Below are 23,114 nucleotides of genomic sequence, written 5' to 3' on the forward strand. Positions count from 1 at the left end.
TCTTTAAACTTGAAATATGTGCCCCGCCAAATGGGCGAGCGGCAGCTAAAGGGCGGGATTATAGCGTAAATGGGGCGTCAGGAGAGGGCGTTCCCACGCGGAGCATGGGAACGAGGATAACCAGCGTATCAGTCCAGTTTGGGCAAGCGACTATCCAGCATCTGGTACAGGGCACTGTCCACCGGCCAGTTGCGCAACAAGCGCGCCCGGTCCCGGGCGAACGCCTGGGCGAAGCTGTGCAGGCTGTGGTGCTGGCACATGGCGTCGAGGTCGATCAAAGCCCAGCGCTGCCCATCCCAGAACAGGTTGTGGCCCTTGAAGTCGCCATGGCTGATCCGTGCCCCGATCAAGTCGGCAAACAACTGGTCCAGCGCCAGCAACTCGTTCTCCGGCACGTCCCCGGTTGCCACGTACGGCGCGAAATGCTCCAGCATGTCCGGGCCTGACAAGTATTCAGTCACCAGGTAGGCCTGGCGACGCAACCAGAAAAAACGCCGCTCCAGCAGGGCCAGCGGCTTTGGCGTGGCGATGCCGAGGAAATCCAGGCGGTTGCCTTCGACCCAGGAATGCCAGGCGCGGCTCGGGCGCCAGAAGCGCTTGAACCAATGCAGCATGTTCTTGATGTTGTAGCGTTTGACCACCAGCGTCCTGCCACCCACCTGGACACGACCGACACTGGCCGCGCCACCGGTCTTGTACAAGTGCCCCTTGTCGAGCAGTGCATCGGCCTGAGCCAGTACCGGCAACATGGCGGGTTCTTCTTCGCGGCGAATGGCGCGCAAGGCGAAGGCACCACGGCTGACACTGAACAGCGTGCAGTCACGGCCGACCTTGTCGAGAATGTCCTTGAGACGCCAGCTGCGCACTTTATCGACCTGCTTTTGCAGGGCCTCGAGCGGCAAGGCATGTTCACCGTTGGTCAGCAGGTAGTGCACCAGCAACTCTTCGATGTGAGGCTCGAAGTGCTTGGGTAGTTGCGCGAACAACACGCCAAGGTTCTGCAGTACGCGCTGACGTGACAACGGCTTGCCAGCCTCCTCGGCACACACTCCGGCGCCGTCGATCAGGTACAAACGCCCTTGATGACGCAGCAGGTTATCCAGATGCAAGTCTTCCTGCCACAAGCCTTTGGCATGCATCGCGGCCACGGCAGCCAGGGCCTCACCGAGGACCGTTTGCTGCTCATCGGCCAGGGCCGGCAGATGCTCGACCGCGGCCCAGGCATCGCCCAGGCTCTGGGCACCTTCGAGGAACTCAAAGAGCAACCACCCCCCCTCACCTTCCTTCAGCCCGTCGGCCAGCAGCGCAGGTGTGGTCAAGCCTTGTCCGGCGAGCAGCCGAACTCCGGCCAATTCACGCTGAAAGTGCCGTGCCGCCTTCGGCCCGACGAGCAGCTTGGCCAGCACCGCACGCCCGCGCCAGACGGCCGCACCGACATAACGCTGCCCCGGCAATACCCGCAACAGGCTCAACAATTGCAATTGAGCCGGGCCCGCGGCATCGGCCAATTCCAGGCTCAAGGGCAACGCCGGACTGCGCCCGGCGCTTTTCAGTTCGGACAAACGCATCAACTTACCCCTCCATGATCGCGGCGCGCACCCAGGCGCTGCATCCAGCTATCAACCAGCGAACTGTCCCGGGCCTGATCCAGATAGACCGACAACAGCAACCGCACCTCGTCTTCACTCCAGACCGGCGCCCTGCGCAGCAATGGCTCGAGGTCCTTGATCCGGTCGCGCCAGCCAAACAGCAATGGCCGGGTTTTCTCCAGATCGTTCAGTTGCGCTTGATAACCCTCGGCACGTGCGCGCAGGAAAATGTGCCTGGGATAAAAACAGCCATGCACTTGCCCCGCACCGTGCAGCACCCGCGCAAGCGCGCCGCAGGCCTTGAGAATCGCTTCGCGTCGCCCGAGCTCGAACGTCGGCCAGTCAGCCAGCAGCGTATCCAGGTCGGACCATCCATCCGGAGCACGGGTTATCAGGATTGCACGGCGCTCGCCCTTGACCCGGCGCTCGCCAAAGAAGATCGCTTGCAAGGCCGGGATTGCAACTTCCTGATAATGGCTGATGTTGCGAAACTCGCGAGCGAAGGTCGGCTCGCCAAAGGGGTGACGCCAGGAACGCACCAGGAAGTTGCTCTGGCGCTTGAGGTGGAAACCCTTGCCCTCCAGCTCAAGGCGATGGACGCTGCTCCAGCCGCCACGGCCGATATCGGGCGGGTCCACGGCATCGAGTTCCAGCTCCCAGAGCTGCTCGAACTCATTCAAACCATGGCGCTGAAGCAGCCCCTGATCGGCGGCGGCAATGAAATCACTCATTCACGCCCCTCGAAGAACGTCACGATGTGGCGGATGCGTCGCTTGTCCGACGCATTGAGCCGCGCACGCTTGCGGTACTGCAGATAAAAGCGCAGCCGCTGGGTCGCCGACAGGTGATATTTGGCAACCTTGTCCAGGCAGGCAAGGTCCTTGGTGATCCGGTAACGCAGCATGAACCCCCACCAGAAGTCGCCATTGGGGCAGTCGATGAAATACAGCTTGCCTTCGTCATCAACCAGCAGGTTGCGCCACTTCAGGTCGTTATGGGTGAAGTGGTGGTCATGCATGATGCGCGTGTGGCGCGCCAGCTGACGGCTGATGCCATCGACCCAGCCGGCGTCGGACAACAGCGGATCCGAGCGCTGTGCCAACACCGCAAGATCCACGGTGCGCGGCAGTTCGCGCGTAATCATCGCGCCGCGGTCGTAGGTCGCTCCGCGCCGCTCCAATCCCCAGGCCACCACCTCGGCGGTAGGGATTCCCCACTTTGCGAAACGCTTGAGATTCTGCCACTCGGATTTGACCCGCGGCTTGCCCAGATAACGACGCAAGCCCTTGCCCGCACCGCGATAACGCTTGACGTAATAGCTGACCCCCTCACGCTCGACGCGGATGACCTCGGACAACAGGTCGTGGGTCAACTGCTCGCCCTGCAAGGCGAACACGGCATCGAGGGTTCCGAAGTCTGCCGCCAGGTGCGCGTAGGGAGGCTCCAGTCTCCAACCCGCCATCAGAGCGCATCCCCATAACGTTGTTTGCGCTCATAGAGCTTGTTGGCCTTGGCCTGGAGCCAGGCGAGCAACGACGCCTCGTCACGCAATATCTGGCGCAACGGCTGCTGGAAATAACCACGCAGGAAGCGCAGTTTGTCTCGCTGGGTCAAGCCGATATCCAGCGCCGAGAAATACAGGGCTGCCAGGTCCTTGTTGCGCCAGCGCCGAGTGATCTGCGAACGGGTCTGGGCCCGATGCAGGTCGATGACCGAGAGCTTGAAGTCATCGGCAGTCACTGGCTTGTCGATGTGCAGCAAGAAGTGGCAGATGTAGCAGTCACGATGGTTGACACCTGCCCGGTGCATCATGCCGGTCATGCGCGCCACTTCAGCGATCAGCGCATGCTTGAGGCGCGGCTGTGGCGGTTGCTGACGCCAGTTGATGCTGAAGTCTTCGAGGCTGACAGTCGGCGCCAGCTCTTCGGTCACGATGAACGAATGCTGGGCAGCCGGATTGTTGCCGCGCTCGCCATAGGCCACTGCGGTCATGGTCGGTACACCGACCTCATGCAGGCGCTCGATGGCCCGCCATTCCTGGCCCGCTCCCAGCACCGGCAATTTTGCCGTCAGCAGATTCTTTGCCACCTCGCCCCAACCGATGCCCCGGTGGATCTTGACGAAATAACCGCGCCCTTCGACTTCGGTACGCAAGGTTCGACGGCCTTCCAGCTCGCGGTATACCTGCCCTTGCAAGCCCTCGACTTCGGCGAACGCGTCGCGCTCGGCCCAAAGCCGCTTGAAGGGTTCAGCCAGTATCAGTTTCATTCGTGCCCCTGCGCCAGAATCACATCAGCCGCGTGTTGCGGCATGCTGTAAAGGTCGGCCGTCTCGGCAAAGGCCAGGCCATTGCGCGCCCACTGTGCGCGGGCGGTGTCGTCTTCGAGCATTTGTTCAAGATATCGATTGAGCTGGTCCTGCTCGAACGGCTCATCCAGTACCTTGCCGCTGTCGGCCTCGGCAATGTAATGGGCATAACCGCATACTGCCGATACCAGCACCGGCAAACCGGCCACCAACGCCTCGAGCAACACCGTACCGGTGTTTTCGTTGTAGGCCGGATGGATCAGCAGGTCGGCTCCCAGCAGAAAACGCGGAATATCACTGCGCCCCTTGAGGAATTGCACCTGCTCACCCAGCCCCAACGCAGCACTCTGCAACTGGAAGACCTTGGGATCGTCCTGGCCAATGACCTTCAGCCGGGTACGTTTGCGCAAGGCCGACGGCAGTGCCGCCAATGCCTTCAGGCTGCGGTCCACACCCTTGGTCTTGAAGCCTGAACCGATTTGCACCAGCAGCAATTCATCATCCTTGAGCGCGAATTCGCGACGGAAAGCCTCACGAATCTGCGCTGCATTGGCCGGAGCCCGACGATCCTGGGCGATACCCGGCGGTAGCAGGTGAAAACGCTCTACCGGTGTGTCGTAGTGCTTGATGAACAGCGGCTGCTGCACTTCGGAAATCATCAGGATTTCGGTTTTCGCGTCCCGCGCGAACACTGCCCGCTCGTACTCGGCAAAGTGACGGTAGCGCCCCCAGCGCCGATACAGCGAGTTGCGCAAGGTCTGGGCCTTGTCCTCGAAACAGCCATCGGCTGCGTAGTAGACGTCCAGACCCGGCATCTTGTTGAAACCGATCAAACGGTCTACCGGGCGCCTGGCAAGGTCGGCTTCCATCCAGGCACTGAGCTTTTCATTGCGCCGATGGTTGAACAGCGCCTTGACCGGCGCTACCAGCACTTCGAAGCCGGGCGGCACGTCGCCTTCCCAGATCAGGGTATAAACCCTGATCTGATGACCGCGCTGCTGGCATTCCAGCGCAATGCGCATGAAGTCGCGCTGCAGGCCACCGAACGGGAAATACTTGTAAAGCACAAAAGCCAGTTGCATCAACGAAGATCCTCGGCAAGCAGCATCGCAGCCAGTCGGCTTGCCACGCGCTCGGGGTTCAGACGAGTAAAGCACAGGGGCCACTCGCGTTTCAGATCGAACCGACGCTGATCTTCAGCCGTCGGTTGATAGGTACATTTCTTCTGCAGGCACGGGGCACAGGGGAAATCGCTGCCCAGATGCACCTGGCCCTTGCCGTAGGCACCGGTCAGGCCCGGATTGGTCGGCCCGAACAACGACAGTGTCGGCACGTCCAGTGCGGCGGCCAGGTGACCGAGGCCGGTGTCTACCGCGACACAGGCCTTGGCACCCGCCAGTACACGGGCGACACCGGCCAGGTTCAATTTGGGCAGCACCACGGCATTCTTCAAGCCCGAAGCAATACGGTCGGCACGCTGATGTTCGGCCAGGTTGCCCCAGGGCAGGCGCACTTCGATGCCCGCCTGGCCCAGGCGTTCGGCCAGTTCACGCCAATAGGCTTCGGGCCAATGCTTGGTGTCCCAGGTAGTGCCGTGCAAAAACAGTACATAGGGTACAGACGCCGGCTTTTCCAGCAGGCGCGAGCGATTCAATCCGTAGTCGCCAATACCTGAAGGCAGGTCGTAGCCCAGGGCCAGGGCAAAGAGCTGGCGCACGCGCTCAACAGCATGTTGGCCACGTGCCACGGCCAGGCGCCGCTGATAAAAACGGCTGGCCAGGGGTTCACGCGCCGAATTGCGATCAAGGCCAGCGACCGGCGCCTTTACATAGCGGGTCAGCCAGGCACTCTTGAACAGCCCCTGGGCATCGATGACCAGGTCATAACGGGTTTCCCGCACGCGCTGCTTGAAACGTCGCCATTCGCCACTCTTGATGGTCTGCCAGAGATTCTTGCGCCAACGGCGGATGGCCACCGGAATCACCTTGTCGACCGCCGGGTGCCAGGCCGGGATTTCGGCAAAGCCCTCTTCCACGACCCAGTCGAAACGGATGCCCGGAATGGCCCGAGCCGCGTCGGTCAGGGCCGGCAGCGTATGGATGACATCGCCCAGGGAAGAAGTCTTGATCAGCAATACCCGCAACTTACTGGACCTCTACCGTGACATCGATCAGCGTCGGACCATCCAGGCGCTGCAAGGCAGCAGCCACGGCCTGGGGTTCGAGTTGACGCAGGCAGTTATAGTGGCCGAAACGGCAAGTTCGATCGAAGCACGGACTGCACTCCAGGCCAAGGCGCACGATCTCGACCTGTTCGGCCAGCGGCGGCGTGAATCCAGGCGAAGTGGAACCGTATACGGCCACCAGCGGACGATTCAACGCAGCGGCCACATGCATCAGGCCGGAGTCATTGGACACCACGGCGTCGGCGCACGACATCAGGTCAATGGCTTCGGCCAGCGAAGTCTCGCCGCTGAGGTTGACCGACTCTTCACGCAGGCCCGGAATCAGCCGCCCACGGATCGACTCGCCGACCGCATGGTCGTTCTTCGAGCCAAACAGCCAGACCTGCCAGCCTTCGCGGATCTTGATTTCGGCAACCTTGGCGTAGTGCTCGGAAGGCCAGCGCTTGGCCTCACCGAATTCGGCACCAGGGCACAGCGCCAGCACCGGCCGATCCAGGCTCAAACCGAACTTGGCCAGGGCGGCATCGCGACTGGCCGCGCCGATCTGCAGGCGCGGTCGCGGGTAAGGCTTGGGCAGATCGGCGCCCGCTTCATAGGCCAGGGCCATGAAACGCTCGATCATCAGTGGATAGCGCTCTTTATCCAGCGTACGCACATCGTTGAGCAGGCCATAGCGCAACTCGCCACGCCAGCCGGTGCGCTTGGGAATGCCGGCGAAGAACGGTACCAGCGCCGACTTCATCGAGTTCGGCAGCAGAATCGCCTGGTCGTATTGGCCCCGCAGGGACTTGCCGATCCTGCGCCGGGTCGCCAGTTCCAGCACGCCATGGCCGAGCGGAAAGCTCAAGGCCTGGCGCACTTCGGGCATGCGCTCCAGGATCGGCCGGCTCCACTCGGGTGCCAGCACATCGATCACACTGTCAGGATGACGCTGTTTCAGGCACTGGAACAGGGTTTGCGCCATCACCATGTCGCCGACCCAGCTGGGCCCAATGATCAGAATTCTCATGCTCTATCCAGAAACGATCAGGGAGGCTTCAGCCTGTATGAGAACAGCCTGGCCTCCCCGTCTTTTTTAAATCAGGCGTTATTCGACCAGTGTACGCCACTCAGCGTGCACAGTGCGCTTGCCACCTGACCACCCCATTGCCGACAGCTTGAATGCGCCGCTCGATCCCGATTCGCCCCTAACTCAAGCCCAACTGCGCCCAAATACGCAGCACTTCGCGCCGTTCAGCGACGAACTGGTCACCACCGATCACCCCGGCCTGCTTCTGCAGGGCCTGGCGGTGGGCGGCCGAACGATAGGCCTTGTAGACCTCGCGCAACAAGCTGGCATCGTCAGCGGGGATCAATCCGGCCTGCTCCAGCCCCTCGAGAATACGGATATTGTCGGTGTAGCGCGTCAATGCCGGATGCTCGTGGGACCACGCCAAGGCCGCGTATTGCACCATAAATTCAATATCGACGATACCACCGGCGTCCTGCTTGATATCGAAGGGCGCCGTGGCCTCGAAGGCATTGGCACCCATACCGGCGGCTGTGGCCTTGCTGCCCAGGTTGTCACGCATCTTGGCACGCATTTCACTGACTTCTGCCCGCAGTTTCGGCAGGTCGCGCTCGCGCCCCAGGATCCTGGCGCGGACTTTCTCGAACGCGGCCCCCACGTCCTTGCACCCGACCAGCACCCGTGCACGCACCAGCGCCTGATGTTCCCAGGTCCAGGCCTCGCTCTCCTGATAACGCTCGAACGCGCCGAGGGAACTGACCAGCAATCCCGAAGCACCAGACGGACGCAGGCGCATGTCGACCTCGTAGAGCTGACCGGAGTTGGTCTGGGTCGCCAGCAAGTGGATGATCCGCTGCCCGAGGCGGGTGAAGAACTGTGCACCATCGATCGGCTTGGGCCCGTCGGTTTCACCCTGGGGGTCGCCATCGTGGACAAACACCAGGTCGAGGTCCGAGCCATGGCCCAATTCGATACCACCGACCTTGCCATAACCGACGATCACAAAGCCCGGATCGCACAGGCTGCCATCGACGCGTCGCGGCTGGCCGTACTTGGCCACGGTCTGGCGCCAGGCCAGGGCCAGCACCTGTTCCAGGATCGCCTCGGCCAGCCAGGTCAAATAGTCACTGACCTTCATCAACGGCAAGCTCCCGGCAATTTCCGAAGCGGCTACACGCAGGCTGTGGGCCAGCTTGAAGTGGCGCAAGGCCTCCATCTGCTGTTCGAGATCGTCTTCGGGGATCCGGGTCAGGCGCTCGCGCAACTCGGCGGCCAATTCGGGCGCCAGTGGCGGGCTGAACAGGCGCCCTTCGTTGAGCAGTTCGTCGAGCAGCAACGGGAACCGGGTGATCTGTTCGGCGATCCATGGGCTGGCGGCGCACAGCGTCAGCAAGCGGCGCAAGGCCCCCGGGTTTTCCGTCAACAGCACCAGATACGCCGAGCGCCGGGCCACCGCCTCGACCAGTGGCAACACGCGCTCCAGCACCAGGTCAGGGTGGGCATGCTCCACTGCCTGCGCCAGCAAGCGAGGAATAAAGGCATCCAGACGTTCGCGCCCCAGACGCTGCATGGCGCGCAATTGCGGGCTGACCCGCAGCCCCGCCAGCTGCTTCAGAGCCTTGGGCGCATCGACGAAACCGGCCCCCTCCAGCTGTCGGCAGGCGGCGTCGTCATCCTGTTCTTCTTCCCAGAGTGGCAACCATTCGCCACCCACCACGACTTCGCCTTCGTCGCCCTCTTCTTCATCCGGGTCGGCGATGACCTGACGGAAATGCCAGTCGACACGCCCGCGCCAGTGCATCAGCTGGGCATGGAACGCCGCCCAGTCATCAAACCCGAGCATCAGGGCGATACGCGCGCGATCCAGCTCACCGTCCGGAAGCATCTGGGTCTGGCGGTCGGCGATGGCCTGAATCGCGTGCTCGGTGTAACGCAGGAATTCATACCCCTCGCGCAGCTCCGTAACCACGGCCGGCGGCAGGTACCCCTGCCCCTCCAGCGTGGCGAGCACCTTCAGCAGCGGTCGCTGTTGCAGGCTCAAGTCGCGCCCACCGTGGATCAGCTGGAATGCCTGGGCGATAAACTCCACTTCGCGTATGCCGCCCGAGCCCAGCTTGATGTTCTCGGACATGCCCTTGCGCCGGACTTCCTGCTGAATCAACTGCTTCATGGTGCGCAGCGCTTCGATGGCCGAGAAATCCAGGTAACGGCGATAGACGAAGGGCCGCAGCATATCCAGCAATTGCCCACCGGCCACCTGGTCACCGGCCACCACCCGCGCCTTGATCATGGCGTAGCGCTCCCAGTCGCGGCCCTGGTCCTGGTAGTACTGCTCCAACGCATTGAAGCTGAGCACCAGGGCACCGGACGAGCCGTACGGGCGCAAGCGCATGTCGACCCGGAAGACGAAACCATCGACCGTGATCGGGTCCAGCGCCTTGATCAAACGCTGGCCCAGGCGAATAAAGAACTCCTGATTGTCCAGCGGGCGCTTGACCCCCTGAGTTTCGCCACCTTCGGGGTAAGCGAAGATCAGGTCGATATCCGAAGACAGGTTCAGCTCCACCGCGCCGAGTTTGCCCATCCCGAGGATGACCATCTGCTGCGGCTCGCCGCTGCGCCTGCCGATCGGCGTGCCGAACTGCTGGCAATGGCGCAGATACAGCCATTGATACGCCTGGTCGATCGAGGCATCGGCCATGTCCGACAGATCGCGGCAGGTCTGGACCAGGTCGGCCTGGCGCGTCAGGTCTCGCCAGATGATGCGCACTTGATGCCGCGCGCGCTGGCGGCGCAATTGACGGCCAAGCTGGTCGTCGGTCTCGGCAGTCAGGACGGCTTCGGCAATCTGCCCGCAGAGCTCGCCCGGCTTGTAGTTGCGGTCCAGCTCACCGCTGGCGACCAGCGCCAGAAACATCGCCGGATCGCGTACCGCCTGCTCCAGCACATACTCGCTGGCCGCACAGACCCGTGCAAAGTCCGTCCAGCGCTGGGCCGTCCAATCGTCCACTTGCGCATCGGGCGTGGCGGCGACCGCAGCCCGGAAAGATTGCTCATTACGACTTGTTAAAGGCAGAAGTACGGCCGGCAGATCGGCCAGTGCTGGCAGGCTCATGGTCTATCCTTGATCGGCGAGTGAAAGGATGTGATGGGTTTCGCGAGAAAAAACGCGTTCCGCCGGACTGTCGTACAAAAGTTAGAAATAGCTGAAAATCTGAATTTCTTGGAAAAAAACATCACACCCAACCTTTTCAAGACTTATTTTTAACCAACAGTATCGTTTTTTCTCACAACCCAGCAGGAGGCCACAAGCCATTCATCTGTAGTTTTACTACTGCGCACCCACTTCAAAAGCATGAAATGGCTGGTGATTTGTAGTAAAACTACACAGCGCCGGGACAACCTCCGGTAATCCAAGAATTTTATGTCGTCTGCCCACAAGGCCGTCGCAAAACTCAGGCAACCGATTCTGGAAGCCTTTCCGCCCTGGAGCAAGCCATGCAAGACCTCGATCCCGTCGAAACCCAGGAATGGCTGGACGCCCTGGAGTCGGTTCTCGACAAAGAAGGCGAAGACCGCGCTCACTATCTGATGACCCGCATGGGTGAGTTGGCCACCCGCAGTGGCTCCCAACTGCCATACGCCATCACCACGCCATACCGCAATACGATTCCCGTTACCCACGAAGCACGCATGCCTGGCGACCTGTTCATGGAACGCCGCATTCGCTCGCTGGTTCGCTGGAACGCGCTGGCCATGGTAATGCGCACCAACCTGAAAGACTCGGATCTGGGCGGCCACATCTCCAGCTTCGCCTCCAGCGCCACCTTGTATGACATCGGTTTCAACTACTTCTTCCAGGCCCCGACCGACGAACACGGCGGCGACCTGATCTACTTCCAGGGCCACGCTTCGCCAGGCGTCTACGCCCGTGCGTTCATGGAAGGCCGCATCACCGAAGACCAGATGAACAACTTCCGTCAGGAAGTCGATGGCAATGGCCTGTCGTCCTACCCGCACCCATGGCTGATGCCTGATTTCTGGCAGTTCCCGACTGTGTCGATGGGCCTTGGCCCGATCCAGGCGATCTACCAGGCACGTTTCATGAAGTACCTGGAAAGCCGCGGCTACATTCCTGCCGGCAAGCAGAAGATCTGGTGCTTCATGGGCGACGGCGAGTGCGACGAGCCGGAATCCCTGGGTGCGATCTCCCTGGCTGGCCGCGAGAAGCTGGACAACCTGATCTTCGTCATCAACTGCAACCTGCAGCGCCTCGACGGCCCGGTTCGCGGCAACGGCAAGATCATCCAGGAACTCGAAGGCGTGTTCCGCGGTGCCCAGTGGAACGTCAACAAGGTCGTCTGGGGTCGCTTCTGGGACCCACTGTTTGCCAAGGACACCGACGGTATCCTGCAGCGTCGCATGGACGAAGTCATCGACGGCGAATACCAGAACTACAAGGCCAAAGACGGCGCCTTCGTGCGTGAGCACTTCTTCAACACGCCGGAACTCAAGGCGATGGTCGAAGACCTCTCCGACGACGAGATCTGGAAGCTCAACCGTGGCGGCCACGACCCGTACAAGGTCTATGCAGCCTACCACCAGGCGGTCAACCACAAAGAGCAGCCTACCGTCATCCTGGCCAAGACCATCAAGGGTTATGGTACCGGCGCCGGCGAAGCGAAGAACACCGCGCACAACACCAAGAAGGTCGATGTCGACAGCCTGAAGTCGTTCCGCGACCGCTTCGACATTCCGGTCAAAGACGACGAAATCGAAAACCTGCCGTTCTTCAAGCCTGAAGAAGGCAGCGCCGAAGCCCGCTACCTGAGCGAGCGCCGTACTGCACTGGGCGGCTTCGTGCCTCAGCGTCGCGCCAAGAGCTTCAGCATCCCGACCCCGCCACTGGAAACCCTCAAGGCGATCCTGGACGGTTCGGGCGACCGCGAAATCTCCACCACCATGGCTTTCGTGCGGATCCTCGCGCAACTGGTCAAGGACAAGGAAATCGGCCAGCGCATCGTGCCGATCATCCCGGACGAAGCCCGTACCTTCGGTATGGAAGGCATGTTCCGCCAGCTGGGCATCTACTCCTCGGTCGGCCAGCTCTACGAGCCAGTCGATAAAGACCAGGTGATGTTCTACCGCGAAGACAAGAAGGGCCAGATCCTCGAAGAAGGCATCAACGAAGCGGGCGCCATGAGCTCCTTCATTGCCGCCGGTACTTCGTACTCCAACCACAACCAGCCAATGCTGCCGTTCTACATCTTCTACTCGATGTTCGGCTTCCAGCGTATCGGCGACCTGGCCTGGGCCGCTGGCGACAGCCGCACCCGTGGTTTCCTGATCGGCGGTACCGCCGGCCGTACCACGCTCAACGGCGAAGGCTTGCAGCACGAAGATGGTCACAGCCACATGCTGGCCGGCACCATCCCGAACTGCCGCACCTATGATCCGACCTACGGCTATGAGCTGGCGGTGATCATCCAGGACGGCATGAAGAAGATGACCGAAGAGCAACAGGACATCTTCTACTACATCACCGTGATGAACGAAGCCTACACCCAGCCAGCCATGCCGGCCGGCGTCGAGGAAGGCATCGTCAAGGGTATGTACCTGCTCGAGGAAGACAACCGTGAAGCTGCACACCACGTGCAACTGATGGGTTCGGGCACCATCCTGCGTGAAGTGCGCGAAGCGGCGAAGATCCTGCGCGAGCAGTACAACGTCGGCGCCGATGTCTGGAGCGTTACCAGCTTCAACGAACTGCGTCGCAATGGCCTGGCCGTGGAACGCAGCAACCGCCTGCACCCGGAGCAGAAGCCTGCACTGAGCTACATCGAAGAGTGCCTGAACGGCCGCAAAGGTCCGGTGATCGCCTCTACCGACTACATGAAGCTGTTCGCCGAACAGATCCGTCAGTGGGTTCCAAGCAAGGAATTCAAAGTCCTGGGTACCGATGGCTTCGGTCGCAGCGACAGCCGCAAGAAGCTGCGTCACTTCTTCGAAGTCGACCGCCACTTCGTTGTGCTGGCCGCTCTGGAAGCCTTGGCCGATCGTGGTGACATCGAACCTAAAGTGGTGGCCGAAGCCATCGTCAAGTTCGGTATCGACCCCGAAAAACGCAACCCACTGGACTGCTGAGGAGAATTTCTGTGAGCGAGCTCATTCGCGTACCTGACATCGGCAGCGGTGAAGGTGAAGTCATTGAATTGCTGGTCAAGGTCGGTGATCGCATCGAAGCCGACCAGAGCCTGCTGACACTGGAGTCGGACAAGGCCAGCATGGAAATCCCGGCTCCAAAGGCCGGGGTCATCAAGAGCCTGAAGGTCAAGCTGGGTGATCGCCTGAAAGAAGGCGACGAGCTGATGGAGCTGGAAGTCGAGGGCGCCACTGCGGCGCCAGCGGCACCCGCGCCTGCCGCTGCCCCGGCCCAGGAGAAACCTGCCGCCGCACCCGCCGCGCCAGCGCCAGCCGCTGCGCCGGCTGCTGCCACCGTCCAGGACATTCATGTTCCGGACATCGGCTCTGCCGGCAAGGCCAAGATCATCGAAGTACTGGTCAAGGCTGGCGACACCGTCGAAGCCGACCAGTCGCTGATCACCCTTGAATCGGACAAGGCCAGCATGGAGATCCCGTCTCCTGCCGCAGGCGTGGTCGAAAGCGTCAGCATCAAACTGGACGACGAAGTCGGTACCGGCGACCTGATCCTGAAGCTGAAAGTCGCGGGCGCCGCCCCGGCTGCTGCCCCTGCTCCGGCCGCTCCAGCAGCCGCTGCGGCTCCAGCTCCAGCTCCTGCCGCTGCTCCCGCTCCGGCCGCCAAGGTCGAAGCCGCTCCAGCGCCAGCCGCTGCACCTGCCCCAAGCGGCGCCAAGGTTCACGCAGGCCCGGCAGTGCGTCAGCTGGCCCGTGAATTCGGCGTCGAGCTGAGCGCCGTCGGCCCAAGCGGCCCGCACGGTCGCGTACTCAAGGAAGACGTACAGGCTTACGTCAAGGCCATGATGCAGAAGGCCAAGGAAGCACCGGCTGCCGGCGCTACCGGTGGTGCTGGCATTCCTCCGATCCCGGAAGTCGATTTCAGCCGTTTCGGCGAAATCGAAGAAGTGGCCATGACTCGCCTGATGCAAGTCGGCGCCGCCAACCTGCACCGCAGCTGGCTGAACGTGCCGCACGTGACCCAGTTCGATTCGGCCGACATCACCGAGCTGGAAGCTTTCCGTGTTGCGCAAAAGGCCGTGGCCGAGAAGGCCGGCGTCAAGCTGACCGTCCTGCCGCTGCTGCTCAAGGCCTGCGCACACCTGCTCAAGGAGCTGCCGGACTTCAACAGTTCGCTGGCCCCAAGCGGCAAGGCGATCATCCGCAAGAAATACGTCAACATCGGCTTTGCCGTGGACACTCCGGATGGCCTGCTGGTGCCGGTCATCAAGGACGTCGACAAGAAGAGCCTGCTGCAGTTGGCTGGCGAAGCCGCGGCCCTGGCTGAAAAAGCCCGGACCAAGAAGCTCTCGGCCGACGACATGCAAGGCGCCTGCTTCACCATTTCCAGCCTCGGGCACATTGGCGGCACCGGCTTCACGCCGATCGTCAACGCACCGGAAGTGGCGATCCTGGGTGTTTCCAAGGCAACCATCCAGCCGGTCTGGGACGGCAAGGCCTTCCAGCCCAAGCTGATGCTGCCGCTGTCGTTGTCCTACGATCACCGTGTGATCAACGGCGCCGCTGCTGCACGCTTCACCAAGCGTCTGAGCGATCTGCTGGCGGATATCCGCACGATGCTGCTGTAACGTTGCAACTGGCTCCCTGCCCTGCCGGGAGCCAGGCCACACCTTTTTTCGAGCAGCCACGCTCGTACCTCAACCCCGCCACTTGGCGGGGCTTTTTTTGCCTGCCTGCCAGTAAAAGTCCTTAAAAAGAAGTTCTCTTTTCCCACATTCAAACCGGCACGGTCATGACTACTTTTGGGGGCAACGAAAAGTAGAATCGGTGCAGTCACTTTCCAGACCAAACCTTTCGAAAGGACTCGAAGCATGATTATCAAGATGCCTACTGTCGGCCCCATCGTCGGTCATACAACCCCCGAGCAATCTCGAATAATGATTCGCGGGCAACATTCGGAGAACTCAAACCCACTGGCCAGTTTTTCGATTGCCCGATACCGAGAGAGAGGAACAGCAAACTGGTCCGCTCCGGTATTCAATCAAATGATGGAATACAACGACATGACGGCCGTCATGATCTTCAATAACCTTGAAGAAGACACCGTCTATGAGTACCAATGCGGATGGTTCAACGCCCTCGCAGCGCTCGACGACATTGCCCGGCAGAGCAAGGACAAGTTGGTCTGGCCAACATCCACCTACGTACTCAAGACGGCTACAGCCAATAAACATATCAGCCGCAGCTTTATTGTCGGCTCATGCCGATACATCCACACCGACCGCCTGACCGGCCACCCCTTGTTTCATGACCTGGGCGACCAGGTATTCAAGGTCATGAACGACAAGATCACCCGAAGGCAATTCCCGATTGACGGGATGTTCCTGGTCGGCGACCAGATCTACGCCGACGACCTCAACCTGGTGAACCCGGCCGCCACCCTGGAAAGTTTCCTCTCTCGCTACAGGACAGCCTTCACCCAGGAAGGTATTGCCAAGGTATTGGCGCATGTGCCGACCTACATGATCCTCGACGACCATGAGATCGAGAACAACTGGCCGGCCGAGGCAACCGCCAGGGACTTCGAGTCCATTTACCCCAGTGCGATCAAGGCCTATGGCATCTACCAGTGCAGCCACAGCCCGCTGCATGAAACGTCCATCAGCAGCCAGGTATCGGCTGCCAGCCCGCCCAATAAATTCTGGTACACCGTCAGCAATGGTCGTACCGACTGGTTTGTCCTGGATACACGCACGAAACGAAATATGAACGCCGCGCCCCGAAAAATACTGGACGACGAACAAATGAACGCATTGCTGAAGTGGCTGATAGAAAGCAAGGCGCCTTCAAAGTTTGTCGTAACTTCCGTCATGTTTTTTCCAGACCTGAAAAATGACGAAGGCGACAGCTGGAAGTCCTTCCCGGAACAACGCAATCAAATCCTGGAACATATCAGAATCAACAAAATAAAGAACATCACCTTTATTTCAGGCGACGTTCACTGCTCACTGGCCAGCCGCATGACTCACTCCGCGGACCCGGACTTCTGCGTCCATACTATTGTTTCCTCCCCACTATTCAAAATAGTGCCATTGGCAACTTATGCATACACCTACAAGGAAGACTTCATACTGGACAAACCCGAAGCCAGCATTAACGGTGAACACTACCAAAGCACCCTGATCAGCAGAGTCCATAGCGAGGACAACTTCGCCTATTTCCAGGTTGACGAAAATGGTGTCGAGCTCAATTACTATGGAAAAAATGGCCAGGCACTTGAGAAAAACGCGCTGGTCATCCCGCTGCGCTGACGAGCGGGAAGCTTCACGCCCTTCAGGAAATCGCCCTGCAGCCGATACCATGACATCACAGAGCCACCGTACTGCTTGTCAGCCCGAGCCGCATGATGCATCTTTGCCGCACGCGCCGAAAAACCCGTATACACCAGTGCGTGACCAGTTCTCTTGAAGCGAGCCCTCAATGAAAACCCAACCCGATGCCGCCAGCCGTATGGTGGCCGAGGTAGTGACGCAGTTGCCCGTGCCCTCGCGGCTCGGCATGCTGCGTTTCGAGCGGCTGAATGAAGCCAGCTGGGCATTGCTGTTTCTCGATCCGAATTGCGAGCGGCAGTTCGGCCTGCCGGCTGCCGATCTCTGCGCGCTGGTCGGCTCGCCCTATGCCAGCCTCATGGAACCCCAGGCGCGCTATCAGCTGCACGACGCCATTCAGCTGCAGCTGGCGAGCAAACCTTATTACCTGATCCGCTATACCCTGCATACCACGCAAGGCCCGTTGAACCTGCTGGAGCTGGGAGAACCGTTCAAACAGCATAACCGCCAGTTGCTGCGCGGCTACCTGCTGGTCATGGAAGTGCCCGGCGATGCACAAGGCGTGTCGGACGACCTGGAAAGCCAGAACAACCGCCTGCAGATCGCCCTGCAACTCAATCAGCAAGCCCAGCAGGAGCAGTTGCAGCATCTGGACCGGGTTCGCGCCCAGCAGGATTTGATCCTGCGCCTGGCCAGGCATCGATACAACGCGAACAACTCCCTGCTCGAAGCCGCGCAATTGATCACCCGTAGCGCCTGCGAAATCTACGAAATCGACTGTGCGAGCATCTGGTACCTGGAAGGCCAGCGCCTGGAGCCGATCTCGGCGTTCTACCGCGCCAGCCAGGAATACCACCTGCCCGAACCGATCGACGCAAGCCTCTATCCAAACTACCTGGACGCCTTGCACACCAGCCGGGCGATTGACGCAAACAATGCCATGCGCGACCCGCGCACCCGGGAAATGGCCGAGAGCCTGAGACCGCGTGACATCAATGCCGTACTCGATGCCAGCATCCGCATCGATGGGCAGGTGGTCGGTGTCTTGTGCCTGGAGCAGACTGGCAGCACCCGCACCTGGCAAACGGATGAAATCGCCTTCGCCGGTGAGCTGGCCGATCAATTCGCCCAGGTCATCAACAACCATAATCGGCGCACGGCCACTAGTGCACTGCACCTGTTCCAGCGCGCTGTCGAACAGAGCGCCAACGCCTTTTTGCTGGTCAATTGCGATGGCGTGGTCGAATACGTCAACCCCAGTTTCACCGCCATCACCCAATACAGCCCCGAAGAAGTCCATGGCCAGCGCCTGTCCGAGCTACCTGCCCTGGAAAACCTCAGCGAGCTGCTGTTCGATGCGCCCTCGGCCCTGGCCAAGAGCAACAGCTGGCAAGGCGAATTCAAGAGCCGGCGCAAGAACCTGGAACCCTACTGGGGCCAGCTTTCGATTTCCAAGGTGTACGGTGACAATCGCGAACTGACGCACTACATCGGCATCTACGAGGACATCACCCAGACCAAGCTCGCACAGCAACGCATCGAGCGCCTGGCCTACACCGATAACCTCACGACCCTGGGCAACCGTCCGTCATTCATTCGCAACCTCGACGAACGCTTCGCCCGCGACAGCGACACCCCGATCAGCCTGCTGCTGGTCGACATCGACAATTTCAAGCGCATCAACGACAGTCTCGGCCATCAGACTGGCGACAAGCTGCTGATCAGCCTTGCCCGCCGCCTGCGCAACAGCCTGAGCCCGAGCGGCAGCCTGGCGCGCTTTGCCAGTAACGAGTTCGCCGTGCTGCTCGATAACACCGACCTAAACACCGGGCAACAGATCGCCATTCAGGTACTCAAGACCCTCGACAAGCCGATGTTCGTCGACAACCAGCTGATCAACGTCACCGGCTCCGTCGGCCTGGCCTGTGCGCCGCTGCACGGCCGCGACCCGCAAACCCTGATGAAGAACGCAGGCCTGGCCCTGCACAAGGCCAAGGCCAATGGCAAACACCAGGTCCAGGTCTTCACCGAAGCCCTGAACGCCGAGGCCAGCTACAAGCTGTTCGTCGAAAACAACCTGCGTCGCGCACTGACTCAGAACGAACTGGAAGTCTTCTACCAGCCCAAGCTGTGCCTGCGCAGCGGGCGCCTGCTGGGCATGGAAGCGCTGCTGCGCTGGAACCACCCGGAGAAGGGCATGATCCGCCCGGACCAATTCATCAGCGTGGCCGAGGAAACCGGCCTGATCATCCCCATCGGCAAATGGATCGCACGCCAGGCCTGCCACATGAGCAAACAGCTGACCGCCGCGGGGCTGGGCAACCTGCAAGTGGCGATCAACCTGTCGCCCAAGCAGTTCTCCGACCCGGATCTGGTTGCCTCGATCGCCAATATCCTCAAGGAAGAAGCCCTGCCACCGTTCTTGCTGGAGCTGGAACTGACCGAAGGCCTGCTGCTAGAGGCCACCGAGGACACCCGCCAGCAACTCGACCAACTCAAGGGCCTGGGCCTGACGCTGGCCATGGACGACTTCGGCACCGGCTACTCATCGCTGAGCTACCTGAAGAAATTTCCGATCGACATCATCAAGATCGATCGCAGTTTCATCCACGAGATCCCGGACAACCAGGACGACATGGAAATCACCTCGGCCGTGATTGCCATGGCCCACAACCTCAAGCTCAAGGTGGTCGCCGAAGGCGTCGAAACCGCCGCCCAGCTGGCCTTCCTACGCCGTCATCGTTGCGATGTCGGGCAAGGCTACCTGTTCGACCGGCCCATCCCCGGCAAGGAACTGATCGACAAGCTCAAACGCTATCCGCGCGGACCAACGGCCTGACAGCTGCGTAACACTCGTGCACACTGTAGGTCTATCACATAACGACAACGCTCAGCGGTTGTCCCTACCTGAAGAGAGGAATGGGTTGATGGTCCTGCGCTCGGAAATCCTGGTGAACAAAAACGAAATGCCTACCCAGCAACAGGCGCTGCCTGGACGCGAAACGCCGATGCCGGTGCCGGACAAGCACTTCGTCAACGGCAATCCCCTGCTCGGACCGTTCCCGGGCAGTGTCGATTTCGCGATTTTCGGCCTGGGTTGCTTCTGGGGCGCGGAACGTCGTTTCTGGCAACGCGAAGGCGTGTACAGCACATCGGTGGGATACGCCGGTGGCTTCACGCCAAACCCGACCTACGAAGAAGTCTGCTCGGGCCTGACCGGTCACAGTGAAGTCGTGCTGGTCGTCTACGAGCCGGAACAAGTCAGCTACCAGGAACTGCTGGCGTTGTTCTGGGAACTGCACGACCCGACCCAGGGCATGCGTCAGGGCAACGATATCGGCACCCAATACCGCTCGGTCATTTATGCCACCAACCCAACTCAACTGGAAGCGGCCAAGGCCAGCGCAGAAGTGTTCCAGGCGGAACTGAGCAAGGCTGGCCTGGGGACCATCACCACTGAAATCGAAGAAGCCCCGACCTTCTACTACGCCGAGGCCTATCACCAGCAATACCTGGCGAAGAACCCTGAAGGGTATTGCGGGATCAGGGGGACCGGGGTGACCTGCCCGATTTAACATACCCCTGTAGCCGCTGCCGCAGGCTGCGCTGGAGTCCCGCAGGGGCTCCCTGGCAATCTTGAGATCCTGCGCCCGCTTCGCGCGCGAGCGCAGCCTGCGGCAGCGGCTACACCAACCGTGGCGTTCCCGGGATTATTCGCTAATCAACCAATCCATCCGCCACCCACCCTGGGTCTGCCCCAACTTCTGGGCCAGCCACGGCAGCAGCTCACGCAACTCCTCCTCCAGCCCCCAAGGCGGATTGGCAATCGCCAGCCCCGAGCCGTTCAGGCTTTGTGGCGTTTCCAGCGGATGCACCAACAGCTCCACGCGCAGCAGCTTCGGCGCCCCGGTGCTGGTCAGATCCTGGTAGAAACGGGTCATGCGCTGGTCCTTGATCGGATACCAGATAGCCGCCACCGTCTGACGCATGCGCCCGATCGCCTCCTTGAGCGCCAGGGAGCAACGCTTGAGCTCATCGAGCTGCTCGAAGGGCGGGTCGATCAACATCACGGCGCGTTTTTCCGGTACGGGCAGCAAGGCACGAGGCACATGCCAGCCTTCGCCCAGGTGCACGGCAACGCGACGATCCCCCTTCATATTGTCCTTGAGCAGGCGCCCATCCTCAGGGTGTTTCTCATTGAGCAACACGCGGTCCTGAGCGCGGGTCAAGCGCCGTGCCAGCTCCGGCGAGCCCGGGTAGTAGCGCAATTCGCCATCAGGGTTCATCTCATGCAGCGCCTGCATGTAATCGGCCGTCAGCAACGGCAGATCCGGCGCGTTCCACAGCCGCGCGATGCCTTCCAGGTATTCACCGGTGCGGCTGGCCTGATCCCCCTTGAGGTCATACAGGCCGATCCCGGCATGGGTATCGAGGTAGGCGAACGGCTGCTCCTTGCGCGACATCAAGGCAATCAGACGAGTCAGGACAAGGTGTTTGAACACATCGGCGTGGTTGCCGGCGTGGAAGGCGTGACGATAATTCATGGCAACTCCTGCAAGGACGCAGAGTTTACCTTGTGTCGCGGCGCGAGTCAGGTGCGCCCGAAACGACACCGGCCCGACTCCCAAAGGAGGCCGGGCCGGCATAAGCACTAACTGACGACTGGTATCAGTGCGCTTGCTTGAAGGCAGCGTCTGCCGCTTCGAAACGGGCAACCATCGAGGCCGATGGCGAGCTCATTTTCGAGACCAACAGGATGGCCAGGCTGGCGAAGATGAAACCAGGAATGATTTCATACAGGCCGAACAGGGCCAGCTGCTTCCAGACGATAACGGTGATCGCACCGACCAGGATACCGGCCAGGGCGCCGTTGCGCGTCATGCCCTTCCACAGTACCGAGATCAGAACCACAGGGCCGAAGGCCGCACCGAAACCAGCCCAGGCGTAACTCACCAGACCCAGTACGCGGTTTTCCGGGTTGGATGCCAGGAGGATGGCAACCAGCGCGACCAACAGCACCATCGCACGGCCGACCCATACCAGCTCAACCTGGGAAGCGCTCTTGCGCAGGAACGTCTTGTAGAAGTCTTCGGTCAGGGCGCTCGAGCACACCAGCAGCTGGCAGCTCAGGGTACTCATTACAGCAGCCAGAATGGCCGACAGCAGCACACCGGCGATCCATGGGTTGAACAGGATCTTGGCCAGTTCGATGAACACGCGCTCGTGGTTCTCGGTCACGGGGCCGGCAACATCGGCATGCGCAGAGAAATAGGCAATACCGAAGAAACCAACAGCCACGGTGCCGGCCAGGCACAGGATCATCCAGGTCATGGAGATGCGACGAGCCTTGGCGATCGACTTGACCGAGTCAGCCGCCATGAAGCGCGCCAGGATGTGCGGTTGACCGAAATAGCCCAGACCCCAGCCCATCAGCGAGATGATGCCGATGAAGGTAGTGCCCTTGAGCATGTCGAAGTTGCCAGCATCTTGCGCTTCGATGGCCAGGAAGGTGGTATCGATGCCACCGGTGGCCAGCATGACCACGATCGGGGTCAGGATCAGCGCGAAGATCATCAGCGTAGCCTGCACGGTATCGGTCCAGCTCACCGCCAGGAAACCACCGACGAAGGTGTAGGCGATGGTCGCGGCAGCACCGGCCCACAGAGCCGTTTCATAGGACATGCCGAAAGTGCTTTCGAACAGACGAGCACCGGCAACGATGCCGGAGGCACAGTAGATGGTGAAGAACACCAGGATCACGATGGCCGAGATGATCCGCAGCAGGCCGCTCTTGTCGTCGAAACGACTGGAGAAGTAGTCCGGCAGGGTCAGGGCATCGCCGTTGTGTTCGGTCTGGATGCGCAGGCGACCGGCAACGAACAGCCAGTTCAGGTAGGCACCGACGATCAGGCCAATGGCAATCCAGCTTTCCGACAGGCCCGACATATAGATGGCACCTGGAAGGCCCATCAACAGCCAGCCGCTCATGTCCGAGGCACCTGCCGACAATGCGGTCACGACGCTACCCAGGCTACGACCGCCCAGTATGTAATCGGAAAGGTTGTTGGTGGAGCGATAGGCCATGAAGCCGATCAGCACCATTGCCGCGATGTAGATCACGAATGTGATCAGGGTTGGGTTACTTGCACTCATAGAAGTTGCGCCCTGGCATTTGTTTTTATGGTGTCCGCGGTAATCCGCACCGACAGCAGCCGCTCGTTCCTTGAACGCCTATCTGGGACGGCTCTTTGAAAGAGCCCGCGCATGATTTTGGTACAAGGTTGCACCTAGGCCGCGAATGCTATGCAACAACGCAAAGGAGGTGCAACCAATTTCTCCCCTCAAGTTGCACCTTGTTGAGATTTTTCCGTAAAAACGGGTTTTTGCTCCCTTTCGAAGTAAAAACGGCTGTACTCAGAACTGAAACCATCGAAAACAGCCGAAACTGTCGTCACGTTTCCAAGCACCGGACGAGCAGCACATTTTTCCTACAAAAACTGGGTTGCACTAGGTTGCACCTAAACTGTTGCAAGGATAAT

The 23,114-nt window shown here is 60.6% G+C and carries 15 protein-coding genes; 5 read left to right on the top strand and 10 right to left on the bottom strand.

What is annotated here, in order from left to right:
- Positions 1–128: 128 nt before the first annotated feature.
- From F2S13_RS00635 to glnE, 8 genes are all read right to left on the bottom strand, one after another.
- Entirely contained in the window at positions 129–1,568 is a 1,440-nt protein-coding gene (locus F2S13_RS00635; protein WP_166357961.1) for a lipopolysaccharide kinase InaA family protein, read from the bottom strand.
- Positions 1,568–2,320 carry a lipopolysaccharide kinase InaA family protein gene (locus F2S13_RS00640; RefSeq protein ID WP_166357963.1) on the bottom strand — a complete coding sequence of 251 codons (753 nt, stop codon included), beginning with the start codon at positions 2,318–2,320 and terminating at the stop codon, positions 1,568–1,570. The genes F2S13_RS00635 and F2S13_RS00640 overlap by 1 nt, the downstream gene beginning before the upstream one ends.
- Entirely contained in the window at positions 2,317–3,051 is a 735-nt protein-coding gene (locus F2S13_RS00645; protein ID WP_166357965.1) for a lipopolysaccharide kinase InaA family protein, read from the bottom strand. The genes F2S13_RS00640 and F2S13_RS00645 overlap by 4 nt, the downstream gene beginning before the upstream one ends.
- Entirely contained in the window at positions 3,051–3,857 is an 807-nt protein-coding gene (gene rfaP, locus F2S13_RS00650) for a lipopolysaccharide core heptose(I) kinase RfaP (RefSeq protein ID WP_166357967.1), read from the bottom strand. Before rfaP ends, F2S13_RS00645 begins: the two co-directional genes overlap by 1 nt.
- Positions 3,854–4,978 (bottom strand): glycosyltransferase family 4 protein, encoded by a 1,125-nt coding sequence (locus F2S13_RS00655; protein ID WP_166357969.1) that lies wholly within the window; start codon positions 4,976–4,978, stop codon positions 3,854–3,856. The genes rfaP and F2S13_RS00655 overlap by 4 nt, the downstream gene beginning before the upstream one ends.
- Positions 4,978–6,039, bottom strand: a complete 1,062-nt coding sequence (waaC, locus tag F2S13_RS00660; protein ID WP_166357971.1) for a lipopolysaccharide heptosyltransferase I — start codon at positions 6,037–6,039, stop codon at positions 4,978–4,980. Before waaC ends, F2S13_RS00655 begins: the two co-directional genes overlap by 1 nt.
- A gap of 1 nt (position 6,040) precedes the next feature.
- Complete coding sequence (gene waaF, locus F2S13_RS00665) at positions 6,041–7,090, bottom strand: lipopolysaccharide heptosyltransferase II (RefSeq protein ID WP_166357973.1); 1,050 nt, start codon at positions 7,088–7,090, stop codon at positions 6,041–6,043.
- Positions 7,091–7,268: 178 nt separating this feature from the next.
- Positions 7,269–10,205 (bottom strand): bifunctional [glutamate--ammonia ligase]-adenylyl-L-tyrosine phosphorylase/[glutamate--ammonia-ligase] adenylyltransferase, encoded by a 2,937-nt coding sequence (gene glnE / locus F2S13_RS00670; RefSeq protein ID WP_166357975.1) that lies wholly within the window; start codon positions 10,203–10,205, stop codon positions 7,269–7,271.
- A 383-nt stretch (positions 10,206–10,588) separates the two neighbouring features.
- On the opposite strand from glnE, the gene aceE reads away from it, so the two are divergent.
- The 5 genes from aceE (at position 10,589) to msrA (ending at position 20,150) form a co-directional block, all read left to right on the top strand.
- Entirely contained in the window at positions 10,589–13,234 is a 2,646-nt protein-coding gene (gene aceE / locus F2S13_RS00675; protein ID WP_166357977.1) for a pyruvate dehydrogenase (acetyl-transferring), homodimeric type, read from the top strand.
- A gap of 11 nt (positions 13,235–13,245) precedes the next feature.
- Positions 13,246–14,874 carry a dihydrolipoyllysine-residue acetyltransferase gene (gene aceF, locus F2S13_RS00680; RefSeq protein ID WP_166357979.1) on the top strand — a complete coding sequence of 543 codons (1,629 nt, stop codon included), beginning with the start codon at positions 13,246–13,248 and terminating at the stop codon, positions 14,872–14,874.
- A gap of 243 nt (positions 14,875–15,117) precedes the next feature.
- Positions 15,118–16,557, top strand: coding sequence for an alkaline phosphatase D family protein (locus tag F2S13_RS00685; RefSeq protein ID WP_166357981.1), 1,440 nt, complete (start codon positions 15,118–15,120; stop codon positions 16,555–16,557).
- A gap of 169 nt (positions 16,558–16,726) precedes the next feature.
- Positions 16,727–19,414 carry a putative bifunctional diguanylate cyclase/phosphodiesterase gene (locus F2S13_RS00690; RefSeq protein ID WP_166357983.1) on the top strand — a complete coding sequence of 896 codons (2,688 nt, stop codon included), beginning with the start codon at positions 16,727–16,729 and terminating at the stop codon, positions 19,412–19,414.
- Between the two features lie 88 nt (positions 19,415–19,502).
- Positions 19,503–20,150, top strand: coding sequence for a peptide-methionine (S)-S-oxide reductase MsrA (gene msrA, locus F2S13_RS00695; protein ID WP_166357985.1), 648 nt, complete (start codon positions 19,503–19,505; stop codon positions 20,148–20,150).
- 135 nt (positions 20,151–20,285) lie between these two features.
- Here msrA and F2S13_RS00700 read toward each other — a convergent pair whose 3' ends face one another.
- A complete protein-coding gene (locus F2S13_RS00700) occupies positions 20,286–21,119 on the bottom strand; it encodes a 23S rRNA (adenine(2030)-N(6))-methyltransferase RlmJ (RefSeq protein WP_166357987.1) in 834 nt (277 codons plus the stop codon).
- Between the two features lie 124 nt (positions 21,120–21,243).
- The gene (gene putP, locus F2S13_RS00705; protein ID WP_166357989.1) at positions 21,244–22,728 is read right to left on the bottom strand and encodes a sodium/proline symporter PutP; all 1,485 of its coding nucleotides are present in this window, start codon (positions 22,726–22,728) and stop codon (positions 21,244–21,246) included.
- Between the last annotated feature and the right edge of the window lie 386 nt (positions 22,729–23,114).

The sequence above is a fragment of the Pseudomonas akapageensis genome, assembly GCF_011355085.1.
GTDB lineage: Bacteria > Pseudomonadota > Gammaproteobacteria > Pseudomonadales > Pseudomonadaceae > Aquipseudomonas > Aquipseudomonas akapageensis.